At 51.0% G+C, this 14030-nt stretch carries 15 protein-coding genes and 1 pseudogene; all 16 read left to right on the top strand.

The window, feature by feature from the left end; translation table 11 throughout:
* The first annotated feature begins 21 nt into the window (after nucleotides 1–21).
* The 16 genes and pseudogenes from rfbA to CRI94_RS13990 all read left to right on the top strand — a co-directional run bounded on the left by rfbA (nucleotide 22) and on the right by CRI94_RS13990 (nucleotide 14028).
* Nucleotides 22–891 carry a glucose-1-phosphate thymidylyltransferase RfbA gene (rfbA, locus tag CRI94_RS14060; RefSeq protein WP_098077039.1) on the top strand — a complete coding sequence of 290 codons (870 nt, stop codon included), beginning with the start codon at nucleotides 22–24 and terminating at the stop codon, nucleotides 889–891.
* Nucleotides 892–947: 56 nt separating this feature from the next.
* Nucleotides 948–1346 carry a sugar 3,4-ketoisomerase gene (locus tag CRI94_RS14055; RefSeq protein WP_098077036.1) on the top strand — a complete coding sequence of 133 codons (399 nt, stop codon included), beginning with the start codon at nucleotides 948–950 and terminating at the stop codon, nucleotides 1344–1346.
* The gene (locus CRI94_RS18175; RefSeq protein ID WP_098077033.1) at nucleotides 1343–2209 is read left to right on the top strand and encodes a sulfotransferase domain-containing protein; all 867 of its coding nucleotides are present in this window, start codon (nucleotides 1343–1345) and stop codon (nucleotides 2207–2209) included. Before CRI94_RS14055 ends, CRI94_RS18175 begins: the two co-directional genes overlap by 4 nt.
* Before the next feature lie 11 nt (nucleotides 2210–2220).
* Nucleotides 2221–2652, top strand: a complete 432-nt coding sequence (locus CRI94_RS14045; RefSeq protein WP_098077227.1) for a sugar 3,4-ketoisomerase — start codon at nucleotides 2221–2223, stop codon at nucleotides 2650–2652.
* The gene (locus CRI94_RS14040; RefSeq protein WP_098077030.1) at nucleotides 2649–3188 is read left to right on the top strand and encodes an acyltransferase; all 540 of its coding nucleotides are present in this window, start codon (nucleotides 2649–2651) and stop codon (nucleotides 3186–3188) included. Before CRI94_RS14045 ends, CRI94_RS14040 begins: the two co-directional genes overlap by 4 nt.
* A complete protein-coding gene (locus CRI94_RS14035) occupies nucleotides 3185–4354 on the top strand; it encodes a DegT/DnrJ/EryC1/StrS family aminotransferase (protein WP_098077027.1) in 1170 nt (389 codons plus the stop codon). Before CRI94_RS14040 ends, CRI94_RS14035 begins: the two co-directional genes overlap by 4 nt.
* A 17-nt stretch (nucleotides 4355–4371) precedes the next feature.
* Nucleotides 4372–5433: a glycosyltransferase family 2 protein gene (locus tag CRI94_RS14030; RefSeq protein ID WP_098077024.1), complete on the top strand. Its 1062-nt coding sequence runs from the start codon at nucleotides 4372–4374 to the stop codon at nucleotides 5431–5433.
* On the top strand, nucleotides 5426–6379 hold the full coding sequence (locus tag CRI94_RS14025) for a sulfotransferase domain-containing protein (protein ID WP_098077021.1): 954 nt from the start codon (nucleotides 5426–5428) through the stop codon (nucleotides 6377–6379). Before CRI94_RS14030 ends, CRI94_RS14025 begins: the two co-directional genes overlap by 8 nt.
* 13 nt (nucleotides 6380–6392) lie before the next feature.
* On the top strand, nucleotides 6393–7433 hold the full coding sequence (locus tag CRI94_RS14020; protein ID WP_179862322.1) for a sulfotransferase domain-containing protein: 1041 nt from the start codon (nucleotides 6393–6395) through the stop codon (nucleotides 7431–7433).
* A gap of 36 nt (nucleotides 7434–7469) precedes the next feature.
* A complete protein-coding gene (locus CRI94_RS14015; protein WP_098077015.1) occupies nucleotides 7470–8612 on the top strand; it encodes a glycosyltransferase family 4 protein in 1143 nt (380 codons plus the stop codon).
* A gap of 17 nt (nucleotides 8613–8629) precedes the next feature.
* A pseudogene (locus tag CRI94_RS18170) lies at nucleotides 8630–9199 on the top strand (glycosyltransferase family 4 protein); the annotation flags it as partial.
* Between the two features lie 6 nt (nucleotides 9200–9205).
* Nucleotides 9206–9781: a glycosyltransferase family 4 protein gene (locus CRI94_RS17940; protein WP_245846202.1), complete on the top strand. Its 576-nt coding sequence runs from the start codon at nucleotides 9206–9208 to the stop codon at nucleotides 9779–9781.
* Between the two features lie 425 nt (nucleotides 9782–10206).
* Complete coding sequence (locus tag CRI94_RS14005; RefSeq protein WP_179862320.1) at nucleotides 10207–11016, top strand: glycosyltransferase family 4 protein; 810 nt, start codon at nucleotides 10207–10209, stop codon at nucleotides 11014–11016.
* Nucleotides 11013–12083: a polysaccharide pyruvyl transferase family protein gene (locus tag CRI94_RS14000; RefSeq protein WP_143815417.1), complete on the top strand. Its 1071-nt coding sequence runs from the start codon at nucleotides 11013–11015 to the stop codon at nucleotides 12081–12083. The genes CRI94_RS14005 and CRI94_RS14000 overlap by 4 nt, the downstream gene beginning before the upstream one ends.
* The gene (locus tag CRI94_RS17530; protein ID WP_143815416.1) at nucleotides 12083–13186 is read left to right on the top strand and encodes a glycosyltransferase family protein; all 1104 of its coding nucleotides are present in this window, start codon (nucleotides 12083–12085) and stop codon (nucleotides 13184–13186) included. The genes CRI94_RS14000 and CRI94_RS17530 overlap by 1 nt, the downstream gene beginning before the upstream one ends.
* On the top strand, nucleotides 13186–14028 hold the full coding sequence (locus CRI94_RS13990) for a sulfotransferase domain-containing protein (RefSeq protein ID WP_098077000.1): 843 nt from the start codon (nucleotides 13186–13188) through the stop codon (nucleotides 14026–14028). Before CRI94_RS17530 ends, CRI94_RS13990 begins: the two co-directional genes overlap by 1 nt.
* The last annotated feature ends 2 nt before the right edge of the window (nucleotides 14029–14030 follow it).

Raw genomic sequence — 14030 nt, 5'->3', positions numbered from 1 at the left:
GACAAAAGATCTAGATCTTACGTGAAAGGGATTGTTCTCGCCGGCGGTAGTGGAACGAGGCTTTATCCCGTGACCCAGGCTGTTTCCAAACAGTTGCTCCCGGTTCACGACAAGCCGATGATCTACTACCCGCTGTCGGTTCTTATGCTGGCGGGTATCCGGGATATCCTGGTTATAACGACTCCACACGACCAGGCGGCCTTCCAGCGATTGTTAGCGGATGGGACAAAATTCGGCATCAACCTCGAATATGCGGTGCAGCCTCGTCCCGAAGGTTTAGCGCAGGCGTTCCTGATTGGGGAAGATTTTATCGGAGAAGACGACGTATGCCTGATCCTTGGCGATAATATCTTTTACGGAACAGGCTTCCGCTCCATTCTCAGGGACACGGTCTCTTCGCTTTCAGGTGCAACGGTGTTTGGGTACCGCGTGAATGATCCGAAGCGGTTCGGCGTGGTGGAGGTGGATGATAACGGGCGGGCACTCTCCATCGAAGAGAAACCCGAGCAGCCGAAGAGCGACGTTGCTGTCACCGGCCTCTACTTCTACGATAATCGCGTTATCGACATCGCCAAGACGATCACACCATCGGATCGGGGCGAACTGGAGATCACGTCGGTAAATCGTCGATATCTCGATGCAGGAGCACTCAATGTTCAGACCCTGGGGCGAGGATATGCGTGGCTCGACACAGGCACGCATTCTGCGATGGGGCAAGCGTCGCGCTTCGTCGAGATCATCGAGAAACGTCAGGGACTCAAAGTTGCGTGCCTAGAGGAAATTGCCTGGCGCCAAGGCTGGATATACGACTCCGATCTAGAAGAGCGCGCAGCAGCGCTCCACAAGAGCAGCTACGGACAATACCTCTATCAACTATTGAACGATGCGTAGGTGAGCGGGCACAGAATATGTCTCGGCCGATTCACTCACGTCCACCTTCTTTTGCCATGTCAAACGTTCCTGCTCTTCTCGACCTTCCTAAGATTGAGGACCAGCGTGGAAACCTGACGTTCGTGGAAAACGGACACCTCCCGTTTGAGATCAAGCGTCTGTACTGGATTTATGACGTTCCGGGTGGGCAGAAGCGTGGCGGACATGCATTTCATCAACAAAAAGAAGTCATCATCGCTCTCTCCGGAAGCTTCGACGTGGTCGTGCACGACGGGGTGGATAAACACAGGTACCATCTCAACCGGTCCTACCGGGCATTGCACGTTCCGAACTTGCTGTGGCGACACATGGAGAACTTCAGCACAAATGCCGTTGCTCTCGTAATTGCCTCTACACACTACGACTCAGGCGACTATATCCGCGATTTCGAAAGCTTCAAATCCATTGCTCAATGAAGGTTTATCCCAACCTTATCGTCCCTGGTTTTCCCAAGAGCGGGACCAGCAGCCTTTATTATTATCTCGATCAGCATCCTGACATTAACGGTATCTACGGGAAAGAACCCCACATTTTCTCAAAGCCGGAAAGATACTCTCGGTGGCAAGAGGTTTGTCAGAAAGGGTTTGACCTGGAGGATTCTTATCAGTATCGGCTTGATGCAAGCACGACTTATATGATTTCCCGGGAGGCTCCTTCTCGAATTGCTGAGACGGCCCCACAGTGTAAGATCATCATACTGGCCCGTGACCCGATTGAGCGAGTCTTCTCACACTATAACTGGCTATGGTGTTTGGGAAGAATCGAAAATAGCTTTGAAAAGGAGATTCGCTATTGGGACGACCGCGCCTTCGACCCGAGTTGCCACGATAGAGGGAATTACAAGTACTATGTTGAGTTTTCTCGCTACGGAAGACAGTTTCAGCGATATGTAGACACATTCTCTCGTGACCGTATACTCTATCTTACCACGGAAGAGCTAAAGGAGAACGCAGATCGCGTTCTGGACCGCTGCTTCAACTTTCTGGAGCTGCCTCAACTCGGGAATGTGGACAAGGGTCGTCGAAATGTTACCAAGACGAATGATGTGACACGATACCCAGGATTCATGATGCGGCTTCGCACATTCCTACCGGATGCACTGGTAAACATCTTTCCACGGAACCGCGTGCGTTCGTGGTTTACGGAGACGTACGAACCGCAAACGTTTGGCCCTGAAGAAGAGCGTCTAGTTTTTCAACTTCTGGAGCCTGATCTCCGTCTCCAGAACAATCTGGGAATCTTATCCGACAGATGGACGACAACGCGGAAATATCTGTGAGCAAAAGATCTATGAGTCCAGGTCATCTCAATCAGTGCAGAGTTTTGCACATGCCTCGAGTGGAGGACCGTCGCGGTAACCTAAGCTTTGTGGAAAACCAATCTGTGCTGCCGTTTGACGTAAAGCGGGTCTTCTACATTTACGACATTCCCAGTGGCCGTAGCCGTGGTAAGCACGCTCACCGACTCTGCCATCAGTTTCTCGTTGCTATTAGTGGCAGCTTTCGAGTTTCGCTTGACGACGGGTACAATACCAGAACCGTGGAACTCCGACGCCCCGACTACGGACTGCACATTCCTCCTGGCATATGGGCCGGCGAGCGGGATTTTTCTGCCGGGTCGGTCTGCCTTGTATTGGCCTCACACCCATTCGACGAAGACGATTATATTCGCGACTACGACAAATTTCGGGCGTATGTAGACTCGTTTGAGGACTCGGTATGATTCATGAAACGGCGGACGTCCAGAGCAAAGCCATCGGAGAAAACACGGTGATCTGGCAGTTTTGTGTCGTGTTGCCGGGTGCACAGATTGGGGCGAATTGCAATATTAACTGTCACGTCTTCATCGAGAACGATGTCGTGATCGGCGATAATGTGACGGTTAAGAGCGGCGTGCAGGTGTGGGACGGCATCACACTCGAAGACGATGTGTTTGTCGGCCCGAATGCCACGTTTACGAACGACCCCTCTCCTCGCTCGAAGCAACACCCGGATTCGTTTTCTCGAACGGTTGTACGGGAGGGGGCCTCCATCGGGGCAAATGCAACGCTCTTGCCGGGGCTGGAGATTGGACATCACGCCATGATCGGCGCAGGGTCGGTGCTCACGAAAAACGCCCCGCCACACACCGTTTGGTTTGGCAACCCAGCCCAGCACCGTGGCTATGTCACGGAAGACAGCATTCTGCTCGGCCTCGACCTTACCGACGAGGACGGAAACTCGTATATGCTCGAACAGGACATCCCCGTCCGCCAATGATCAAGTTTTTGGACCTGCAAGCCATCAACGAATCCTACGCTGAGGAGCTACATGAAGCGTCGCAGCGGGTCATTGACTCGGGTTGGTATCTTCTTGGCGAAGAAGTGGACGCTTTCGAGAAGGAGTATTCGAACTATATTGGTGTCAGGCACACGATTGGCGTAGGCAATGGGCTGGATGCACTTCGTGTCATTCTGCGAGCGTACAAAGAGTTGGGCGTGATAGAGAACGGCGACGAGGTGATCGTGCCAGCGAACACGTACATCGCATCGATCCTCAGCATCACAGACAATGACTTGACACCGGTGCTCGTTGAGCCGGACCCGCTATCGTACAATCTCGACCCAAAGCGCGTAGAAGCGAAGATCACCGACCGGACACGGGCGGTCATGCTTGTTCACCTGTACGGCCAGAACGCCTACGCCGATCAGATTGGCGAACTTTGTGAGACCTACGACCTCAAACTAATTGAAGACGTGGCACAGTCTCACGGTGCGTATTTTCGCGATGAGCGGGCCGGAAGCATAGGTGATGCCGCAGGTTTTAGCTTCTACCCCGGAAAGAACCTCGGCGCCCTGGGTGACGCAGGTGCCATCACGACCGATAACGCCCACCTGGCCGAGACGTGTCGAACCCTTGCCAACTACGGGTCGCAGAAAAAATACCACAACCGCTATCAGGGTTATAACACACGTCTGGACGAACTGCAGGCGGCTATGCTACGCGTTCGTCTTCGCCACCTCGACGCACAGAATCAGCGGCGACGCCAGATTGCACAAGCATACCTTGAAGGTATCGACCACCCGGCGATAACGCTCCCTACGCTTTACGACTTCAACGCGTCTACCGGCGATAACCTCATCCCCATCGACCCATCGCACACTCCGGCGACGGAGGTCGATTCGCACGTGTGGCATCTGTTCGTCGTGCAACACGCCAACCGCGACGCACTCCGTGACCACCTGGATGCCCATGGAGTACAAACGCTGATTCACTACCCGATCCCGCCGCACCACCAGGAAGCATACCAAAACTGGGGTGAGAAGAACCTTCCTCTGACCGAGCAAATTCATGCGGAGGTGCTAAGCTTGCCGATGGGACCGCACCTTACGGATGGTGAAGCAGGGAAAGTGATCGATGCTGTCAACAATTATCCAACTCCCTAGCAATTCCAGTTGTACGTATGCCTGAAGAAGTAGAAATGCTGGATTTTGGAGCATTCAAGGAGCGCTACGAGAAAGTCCCTGTCGAAGAGTATCCGAACCGGGTACGGGAGGCCGTACCTGAACCCGTGGTATCTGTTCACCTTCTGACGTATAACCACGCGGAATATGTCGAGGAAGCCATCGAGAGTGTCCTCATGCAGGAGGTCGACTTTCCAATGGAGATCGTATTGGGAGATGATGACTCCTCAGACGGCACGCGAGAGATCTGCATTGAATACGCCAAGCAATACCCGGATCTGATCCGGTTGCAGTTGCATCACCGGGAGAACAACATTCACTTACACGGTGGACCCACACACCTCTTCCAGTACTGGTATAACACGTTCAGTGCGCGGGGTGAGTACATTGCCATTCTATCGGGGGATGATTACTGGACGGATCCGTTGAAGCTGCATAAGCAAGTCAGCCTACTTGAAGAAAATAAAGACTATGTTTTATCGTACCATGATGGCTGTGTGGTCGATGCTAGTGGGAAAGTGAAAAATAAATCCCAACTCCCGAATAAAAGAAAGCACGACCAGTCATCAATGGAATTGATGAAGGCCCCTTTTTTAATAACGGCGTCTCTACTATTTAGAAATATCGTTAAAAAGATGCCTGATTCAATAGTAAAATGTGTGAATGAAGATATATTTTTAGTTGGGTTCATTGGGCAGTTCGGAAGGGGGAAATTTCAACAGGAAGTCGAAGTTTCAGCATATAGAGAACATCGAGAGGCGTCTTGGAATTCTCTCCCATGGATACAAATGAAAAAAAGACTTCTTGTAACGACAAAAGAATTAAAAAAATATTTTCGAAAAATAAAAAAGCACGAAATTTATAATCACCACAAAAAAATGCTACTCACAGGGATGTACTCATATAGTTTAAGAAAAAAAGAATATAAAAATGCCTCTTCTTATTGGTTTAAGTCAATTAGCCTAATGGTGAAAGAAGGCGAGTTTGGTAAACTACTTCTTTTCCTAAAGCACTCGATGACTATGTTTCTTGGATCACTAAGACTGAGTAAAAATGAGTAGCGAAAAATCAACACTTTACCTTCACCTCGGTCTCCATAAGACTGGATCAAACTTTCTCCAAAAAGAAGTTTTCCCAAATGCGAAGGGTCTCTACTTCCTAAATAAGCCTGACTGGAGCCTGATCTCAGACTATACTGATCCAACTTCTCTGGCTCGTTTCATGGCGAGCAACACAGGTGTCTGGGACGAGATGGGTGACGTATTCTTTAACCGGGCAAACAAGGAGGCTGGACGAAGTTCAAGCGAAGGCGGAGATTTGCTTATCTCCGATGAACAGGGGCCATTCGGGTGGCATCGCAACGATCCTCAGAGGATGGCGGTACACCTGAAAAAAATCCAGTCTGTCATGCGAGAGCAATTCGACGAACTCAAAGTCCTGATCGTAATCCGGCGCCAAGATACGTGGCTTGCTTCAGCATATGCAGAGATATGTTCAAAATTTAAACAAGCGTCCCAAGGCCACTTTGAGAGATGGATCAAAGAACAAATAAGCTATAATAAAAAGTACTTCTGGGGACGAGGAATACGACTCGATTATAGTAGTCTACTCGCTGAAGTCACAAGGTTCATCCCAGCTCACAACGTTAAAATGATTCCATATGAGCTTCTAAAATCAGATCCAGGGAGTTTTATAGGCGAAGTAGCAAAGTTCATTGAGGTGGATACGATAAACTGGCAAAGTAAGACACATAACAGGAAGTCGCTCTCAAACTCAGAATGGAAAATTGCTCCTTACAAGGAAAGGTCATTGTGGCTACGGCCAGGAAGACTTTTCTATAAGTTGGGTATTGACCCAAAAATTAATATTCCGGACCCCTTCAGAAGCAAAAAGATCGAGATGACTCCTGCCTTATCAAGGAAAATACTCAGCAAGTACAAATCCTCAAATCAATGCTTAGACTCAAAAATACATGTAAAAGAGTACGGGTATGTGATTGATGAGTAAGTTGATTCGAAGTGTGAACTACATACTAAGAGAAGAACCGTTAGCAGCGTTGCTTCGATATCCCGAATGGCTTGTTGATGCAGCCATCGGGGCAACCCTCAACCCTAATGATGCGATTGTAATCAGCGGGTTTTGGCGGAGTGGAACGACATGGTTGTTGCAGTCTGTTGCTAACTCTTTGGGTGCGAAATCACTCTTCGAGCCGCTTCTTCCTCACATCGGATCCTATGAGCAAGCATTTCAGAAGCGTTATCCGGCATCGACATTCAGCAAAAGGGTGAAACCAGACGGCGTAATGCCGTATTGTGCTAACATTCTGGACGAGTTTCCCGGTTTGCGCCTCCACCTCGAGAATATGCTGGTTGGTGCGCTTCCCAGTCACTTTGTCCGAATGGTGCGTGAAAGCAAAAAGAGAGGTGAAGAAACAGACAGCCGGATGGCTCGCCTCAATTATCGGATTCAAGAGGCGCTATGTCGGCAGGTGGTAGTAAAATTAGTTAGGGGAGCGCTGATTTTACCTCTCATCGTTGATGAGTTCAACCCTTCGATCTTGCATGTTCGTCGTGATCCAAGAGCCGTTGTCGCAAGCTACAAACGGCAAGCATGGACGGACTGGATGGAAGACTCTGCATTGCATGACCTTCTTCTGAGTCCAAATGATGGGCGACGAGACATTTTTCAGAGGTGGGGAGACGAAATAAACAAGATTGACGAAATGGGGTATGCGGCTCGTGTTGCTGGATACTGGGCGCTTACAGAGTGGTACGTCGATCAACACAAAGAAGAAAGTGACATAGCGCTTGTAAGCTATGAACGCCTATGCCTGGAAGGTGCCGATTATTTGAATGATGTGTTCTCACACATGAATACCGGGGTGCAGATTGAGTCAGGGACCCTCAGTCGAGAGAGCCATACGTCAAATCGGTCTTCGAACGAAAAAGCCAAAGATAGAATCTGGGGCTGGAAAAGCGAGATGAGTCCAACCGAGATCAGGAATGTGGAGGCCGCTGTAGGTATGGTTGGAATGAGTGATAGCTTAATCGACAGGTCTTAAGTCTGGTCTCATGAATTTTAAGTCTGGTGTATATAAATGAAAACAGTGGATCTCATCCTCTACTCCCCCGGTCTCGGATACATCAACCGGGGACTGGAAACCTTCACGCGCGAGTTGTACGAGGCCGTCCATGAAGCGCCTGAGCTTGCTGTTACGCTCTTTCAGGGGCAGGGCGATGACATTGTAGACGGAAGTCGAGTCGTGCGGGCACCGCGCCGAAATGCATCGGTGTATAATCTACTGCCGTATGAGGTACCGCTCGGGCGCCGATATCTAATCGAGAACCTGGCCTTCAGCCTCCCACTTATCAAGGCCGCCTATCAGCAAGAAAGGCCGATTATTCACTTCAGTGAGAGTGTCCCTGCTCGTTTACTATACAAACTGCGACAGCAGTTCGGCGGCGACTTCACCCTTCTGTTTTCGAATGGGGGACCGGTTGCACCCGAGCATTACATGCGATTCGACTACGTTCAGGTGCTTACCCCAATGCAACGGCGGCAGGCGCTTGAAGCAGGATACCCGAAGGAGCGATTATTTTTGGTCCCCTATGGCCTAGATACATCCATCTTCGATGCTGAGCGCGTTGCACCTTCCCCAGAGTTGCGAGAGCAATTCGATCTTCCGAAGGACCGAACGATTCTTCTATCAGTAGGCGCTATCAACACCCACCACAAACGAATGGACTGGTTGGTGGAAGAGGTTGCCCGCCTGGATGAATCGGAGTACTTTTTGTGGATGGTAGGACAGAAAGAGGGGCCTGAGACCCGAGTCGTCGAGCAACTCGCCGAAGAGAAATTATGTGCAGATGGCTTTCGCTTTGACACGTTCAGCTATGACCGGATGCCCGCCGTCTATCGTGCAGCTGATCTCTTCGTGCTCTCCAGTCTTCATGAAGGATTTGGCCGCGTATACATTGAGGCAATGGCATCACAACGTCCCGTTCTTGCTCATCCCACCGGAAATACAAATTGGATTCTCGGCGAGGACAACCCTGGACTCGTAGAGATGGACCAGCCATCTGCCCTCGCCGACAGAATCAAAGTGTTTGCGAACGACCCATCTTTACAGCGAGACACCTCACAGGTCAATCAGCAGAGAGCGAGGCAGATGTTCGACTGGCAAGTTCTCAAAGAGGATTATATGTCGATGTACCGCAGTATTCAAGAGAATAAGATTTGAGCTTAGACAGCAGTCGAGTGACTAGAGGATCACTTTCAATTTTCGTTTCGCATCCGTCGTACCATCTCACGGACTGCGACCCTCACGGGGATGGATTAGCAGCATTCGAATTCATTACCCGGCTGGCTCATCGTGGTCATCGTCTGCACGTATGCGTACAAGGGACCAACATTCGGGGCCCTCTACCTCCGTCGGTGACCTTCCACGACATCAAGAAACAAACGCCCGCAGATAGTCTCCGGCACGTGGAATATGCACTCCGCGTTCGTAACGTATACCGACGCGTCGCCCGTGATTCCAAGGTAGACGTTATCCACCAGCTCAATCCGGTTCGACCGGGCCTGAGTGCACTGCTGTCGCGCGATGACGTACCTCTGGTACTCGGGCTTTACGTACCCAGCTGGCCCTCTCAACCGACAAAACAACCGTCTTCACTCCTCGAACGTGGAGCCGGCGCAATAATGAAAGCGGCAGACCGTATCCAACAACGGCGGGCGGATGCCCTGTTATTATCCACGGAGGCGGCACGCAGCCGCCTGCACAGTCCACGGTCTTTCCGGGCTCGAACAAAGATCATCCCTTACGGCATTGATGTGGGCCGATTTACGGAAGACAGCAAAAGCCAAACCGGAGAGGTCATTTTATTCCTGGCACGACTGCACGAAGAGAAAGGAATTTTCACGTTGCTTGATGCCCTTCCTGAAGTATTGAGGCAAGAACCGTCCTCCGTGATACACATCGCCGGTAGCGGGCCGGCCGAAAGGGAGGTGAAGAAGAAAGTCGCTTCAATGCCTTATTCCGACAGAATCAAGCTTCTCGGACACATTGAACGCGACGATGTCCCGGACAGAATCCGCGAATGTGACATCTTCTGTATGCCGTCCCACGGAGAGCCGTTCGGGCTTAGTGCACTGGAAGCCATGGCAACGGGCAAGCCGGTCGTAGCGACCAAAGCCGGGGGCCTGCAACATCTCGTCCCCGACGAGGGCGGACATCAAGTTCCACCCAGGAACACCGAGGCCCTCTCCGAGGCTCTACTTGACCTCCTCGGGTCGGAAGAGAAACGAGAGAGAATGGGGGCCTACAACCGGAAAATTGCGGAGGAAGTCTATGATTGGGACCGCGTGATTGACCGGGTCGAAGATATATACTACTCTATACTGGACTGAATACTGTTTTGCGCGTTTTATTTTGTGTCCCCGAATCGATTACGTCCGAACTTGGGAAGCCAAAGGTTTATGTAGAGCTTTCAGGAGCGCTGGAAAAAGCTGGTTGTCAGTGTACCGTGGTCGGCAAAGACGATGTCGCCCCAGATATCGGTAGAATACCCAAAAAGCAGCAAGCGCCCTACTACCAGAAGTGTCTAAAAGACTACATCAACGCTCATGCACATGAGTTCGACGTGATTGAGTACGAGCATTCGCATTTGCCGTACCCGCGTTCTGATTTCGCTTCTGACGTCATATTAGTGAGTCGATCGGTACTACTAGCCCACCATGCCCGAGACATCAGATGGCCAGTATGGAGAGGACTTACGAACATCTTTCGTAACGTCATGCGACATATTGCAGGGGACTTCGACGACTCCCGACTCGTGTTAAAAGACTATATTTCCGTTCTGAAAAAGCATGTCGGGACCGCCGTACGCTACGAACTCAGTCAAAAGGCTCGACAAGATCGAGTAAGACGTGTAAATATAGAATTACGTGCCGCTGACCTTATCATTGTCAGCAATCAGCACGATGTTGACGCGCTTGTGCGAGAGGGGATCTCTAAGTCCAACATTACTAAACTTCCCTTCGGCTTAACAGATGAACGACGGAACCAACTAGTTAGAGTGGCTGGCAATTCGACAGGCACCCCCACTATCACCTTCGTGGGTACATTTGATTTTCGGAAAGGTGGCGCGACTGATATCCCTCGAATCGTCGATCAAGTATTATCCGAACATCCTGAAGTGAAGATGCGCTTGCTCGGAACCCGAGGACTGTTTGTAAGCGAGCGCGAGGTGCTATCTCACTTTGCCCCACGAGTCCAGAGTCGCGTCGAAGTGGTTCCCAGATACGACCCAGATACCCTTCCGGAGCTGCTTTTGGGTAGTACCCTTGGTATCTTCCCTTCACGGTATGAGGGTTTCCCTTTTGGTGTCCTCGAAATGTTGGCCGCAGGGCTTCCGGTGTTTGCCTATCACAGCCCCGGCCCTCCCGAAATGCTACCGGGTGAATGGCTCAGCGAGCGCGGCGACTGGAAGGGGCTAGCTGATTCTGCAACACGCTTGCTGCATGACCGGCAGACTCTATCCCGTCTCAAACAAGAAGCTCTAAGTCGAGCACAGAGGTTCAAATGGGACCAAATTGCAGAAGAGACATTAGCGGCATATACTACTAAATTGGAATCCGCGTGATCTCCTACTACATTCGGAAATTTCCGGTTCTTAGAGACCTTTTGTCCCAGCATGTTCGCCCTCCTGATATCGCAGTTGTAGGCTCCGTACACCGCGAGAATGTCGGGGATATGGCTTTAAGTCGCTCCATAGCGGGAGTCGCCCGCGAGATGGGTTTTCGGCCCGGACTTCAACTGCTTGGCGAGGGGGCTCTTGGTTTAAGAAGATGGCCCTTTGGCAAGACGGGAACGATCGTAGCGGGTGGAGCACTCGGGCGAGAGAAAAGAATCCAACTGCTCGCTGAAAAATTTGGGGATTACCCTGAGCGCGTGGCTCTTCTCGGTATGTCATTTTGGTCTTCGGACGACCTGTCTACCGAAAGCATGGACTTCCTGCGTGCGTGCAAATACATCTCATGCCGAAACAGGAAGGACATGAAGTACCTGAAGAACGCCGGTTTCCAAAATGTTCATTTCGCGTTTGACAATGCTTTTGCGCTCCCGACGAATCCTGCTCAAGAAAAACCAACTCGACCTACTCCAGTGCTCGGCGTCAACGTGGTTAGCCGTAACATGAAACGCATAGATGATTCCTATTTTGTCCCTTCCGAGGACTCGAATTTTGGCCCTACGTACATAAATATAGTTCGCGACCTCGTGGAGTCTCACATTCGCAAGGGGTGGGAGGTTCAGCATATTCCCTTTACGCATTCGGATAGTCAGTATGCTAATTTTGTTTTCGAAGGCCTTCCGGTACAGATGCTTCCGTATCAGTATCGAGTGAGCAAAGTACTCGGGGCGGTTGCGAAGACCAAGCGCTTCATTGCCTCCCGTTATCATGCGCATGTCTTTGCCTTACGAACTCGAACTCCATTAATATCGATCAGCTACGCTCCGAAGTGCGATTACCTCCAACAAGATCTCGACATCCCCGAGGATGTGTGTGCAACGTACCAGCAGATCTCGAGCGGAAGCCACGTCAACATAAACAAGGAGGGCTTTACCGTATCAAGAGACAAAAACAGTCGTATTCAAAAAGATGTTCGTTCAAACATATCAAATGCGATAGACTTGCTGCCAAGTAACTGATGACATCCTTGCGGCTAATCCATATCGCGCCCGAATTACCCCCGACCGTAGGCGGAATTGCAGACTATACAACTCTTCTTTCAAAACGGCTGGTAGCAAAATCGCGTGGCGTTGTCGTTCCCGTGCTCATCCGAGCCGGAACGTATAACGAATCAGCGCCGGAAACAGAGTTTCATGTAATCGACATTGCTGGATGTAAGAGCTCTTCACAGCTGGAGAAAAGTATATGGAAGAGTTCGCAAACCACAGCGGGGCCTAATCTGCTCTTGCTCGAGTACTCTGGGTATGGATATGCAAAACGCGGCGCCCCGTACTGGCTATTGAAAGGGTTGAGTGCTGCCTCTCAGACAGGGATTCCTATCGTTACGATGTTTCATGAGTTGTACGCTTCGGGACCGCCCTGGACGAGCGCCTTTTGGCTTTCCCCTATCCAACGATACATCGCCGCCCGTTTGGCCCAAGTCAGTCAAGCTGTCATCACGAACCGGTTCGGCTCTGCAACCTGGCTTCGCCGACACACCCGGTCTGAAATACCTGTACACGTTCAACCCGTATTTTCCAACGTGGGTGAACCGGACTCCGTACCAGATTGGGGAGCGCGGAGTTCGTATGCAGTCGTGTTCGGTGGACGAAACAAGAAAGAGAGGCTCTACAAACACCTCGACAAAGCTCGCGTCCTGCAGTTACAGTCCCTGGGGGTGAAGCTCGTCATTGATATCGGTCCGCCCGGTGCAGCCCCTGACCAAATAGGAGATATCGCAGTTCAGGAACGTGGCATTGCTACCGTAGACGAAATCGGATCTCTGTTCAAACAGGCACGCGCCGGACTTCTCTCGTATCCCGCGGATTATCTCACCAAGTCGGGCATCTGGAGCAGCTACATCGCTCATGGCGTTCTGCCTCTGGTGCTGTCGGAAGCAAAGCCAACGGCCGTGATACAAGAAGATGAGCACTTCATCCGGCTGAAAGAAAACAGAAAACGTATTCCACGGAATGAAGCGGCACGAGTAGCGAATAACGCTCGATTCTGGTATGAAGAACAGGCCTCTTCGCAGGTCGCTGCCCGTACGTTCCTTCAAATCATTCAATCCGTTGCACGCTGATGAAGACCATACGTCCGACATTTCTCATCTGCGGTGCCAAGAAAGCGGGAACGACGGCCTTAGCGAATTATCTTCGCGAGCACCCGGACGTAATTATCAGCCACCCGAAGGAAACGAACTATTTTCGTGACCACTACGAGAAAGGGATTGAGTGGCTTTCTGCTCATTACGAGCACTATGATGGAGAGACAGCTGTGGGCGAGGCATCCGTCTGGAATATGTATGCCCCACGTGCAGCACGACGTATTCACGATACACTGCCAAATGCCCGGCTCATCTTCGTTCTTCGAGATCCCGTTTCAAGGGCGTTTTCCCAGTATTACTATGACCTCCGCTGCGGACTCATAGAACCCCACCGCACCTTTGAAGAGGTAGTGCACGAACCTCAAACGACGGCCGAGCGTGACATTATTGAAATGGGCTTCTATGATGAGCAGCTCAAACGATTCACGGAGCGGTTCGATCGAGAGCAGATTCTCATTTTGCTCAGTCGAGATCTACGGAAATCTACTCAGTCCGTCTTAAAAGACGTGGCACGCTTTATTCGTGTTGATCCCGATAAGACGGTTGATGAGTATCCGCAATACAACCAAACTCGCTACATCGAGAAGCGAGGACTGTACAGGGTTGCACGCGCTCTCTGGCGCCCTGTTAAGGACAAGGTAGAATCCAGATTTCCTGTCTTTACTGATACATTGCGGTCGCGCGTACGCGCCCTCACCTCTACCCAGGAGCGCCCCACCATCTCGGATTCTGTTCAATCGCACCTCAGCGAGGTGTACACCCCTCATATTAAGCGTCTTGAAAAGATAACAGACCTCGATTTCTCTCACTGGACTTAGAT

Origin of the sequence: Longibacter salinarum (genome assembly GCF_002554795.1) — a bacterium.
Lineage (GTDB): Bacteria > Bacteroidota > Rhodothermia > Rhodothermales > Salinibacteraceae > Longibacter > Longibacter salinarum.
This window is presented reverse-complemented; position numbering and strand designations above follow the sequence as displayed.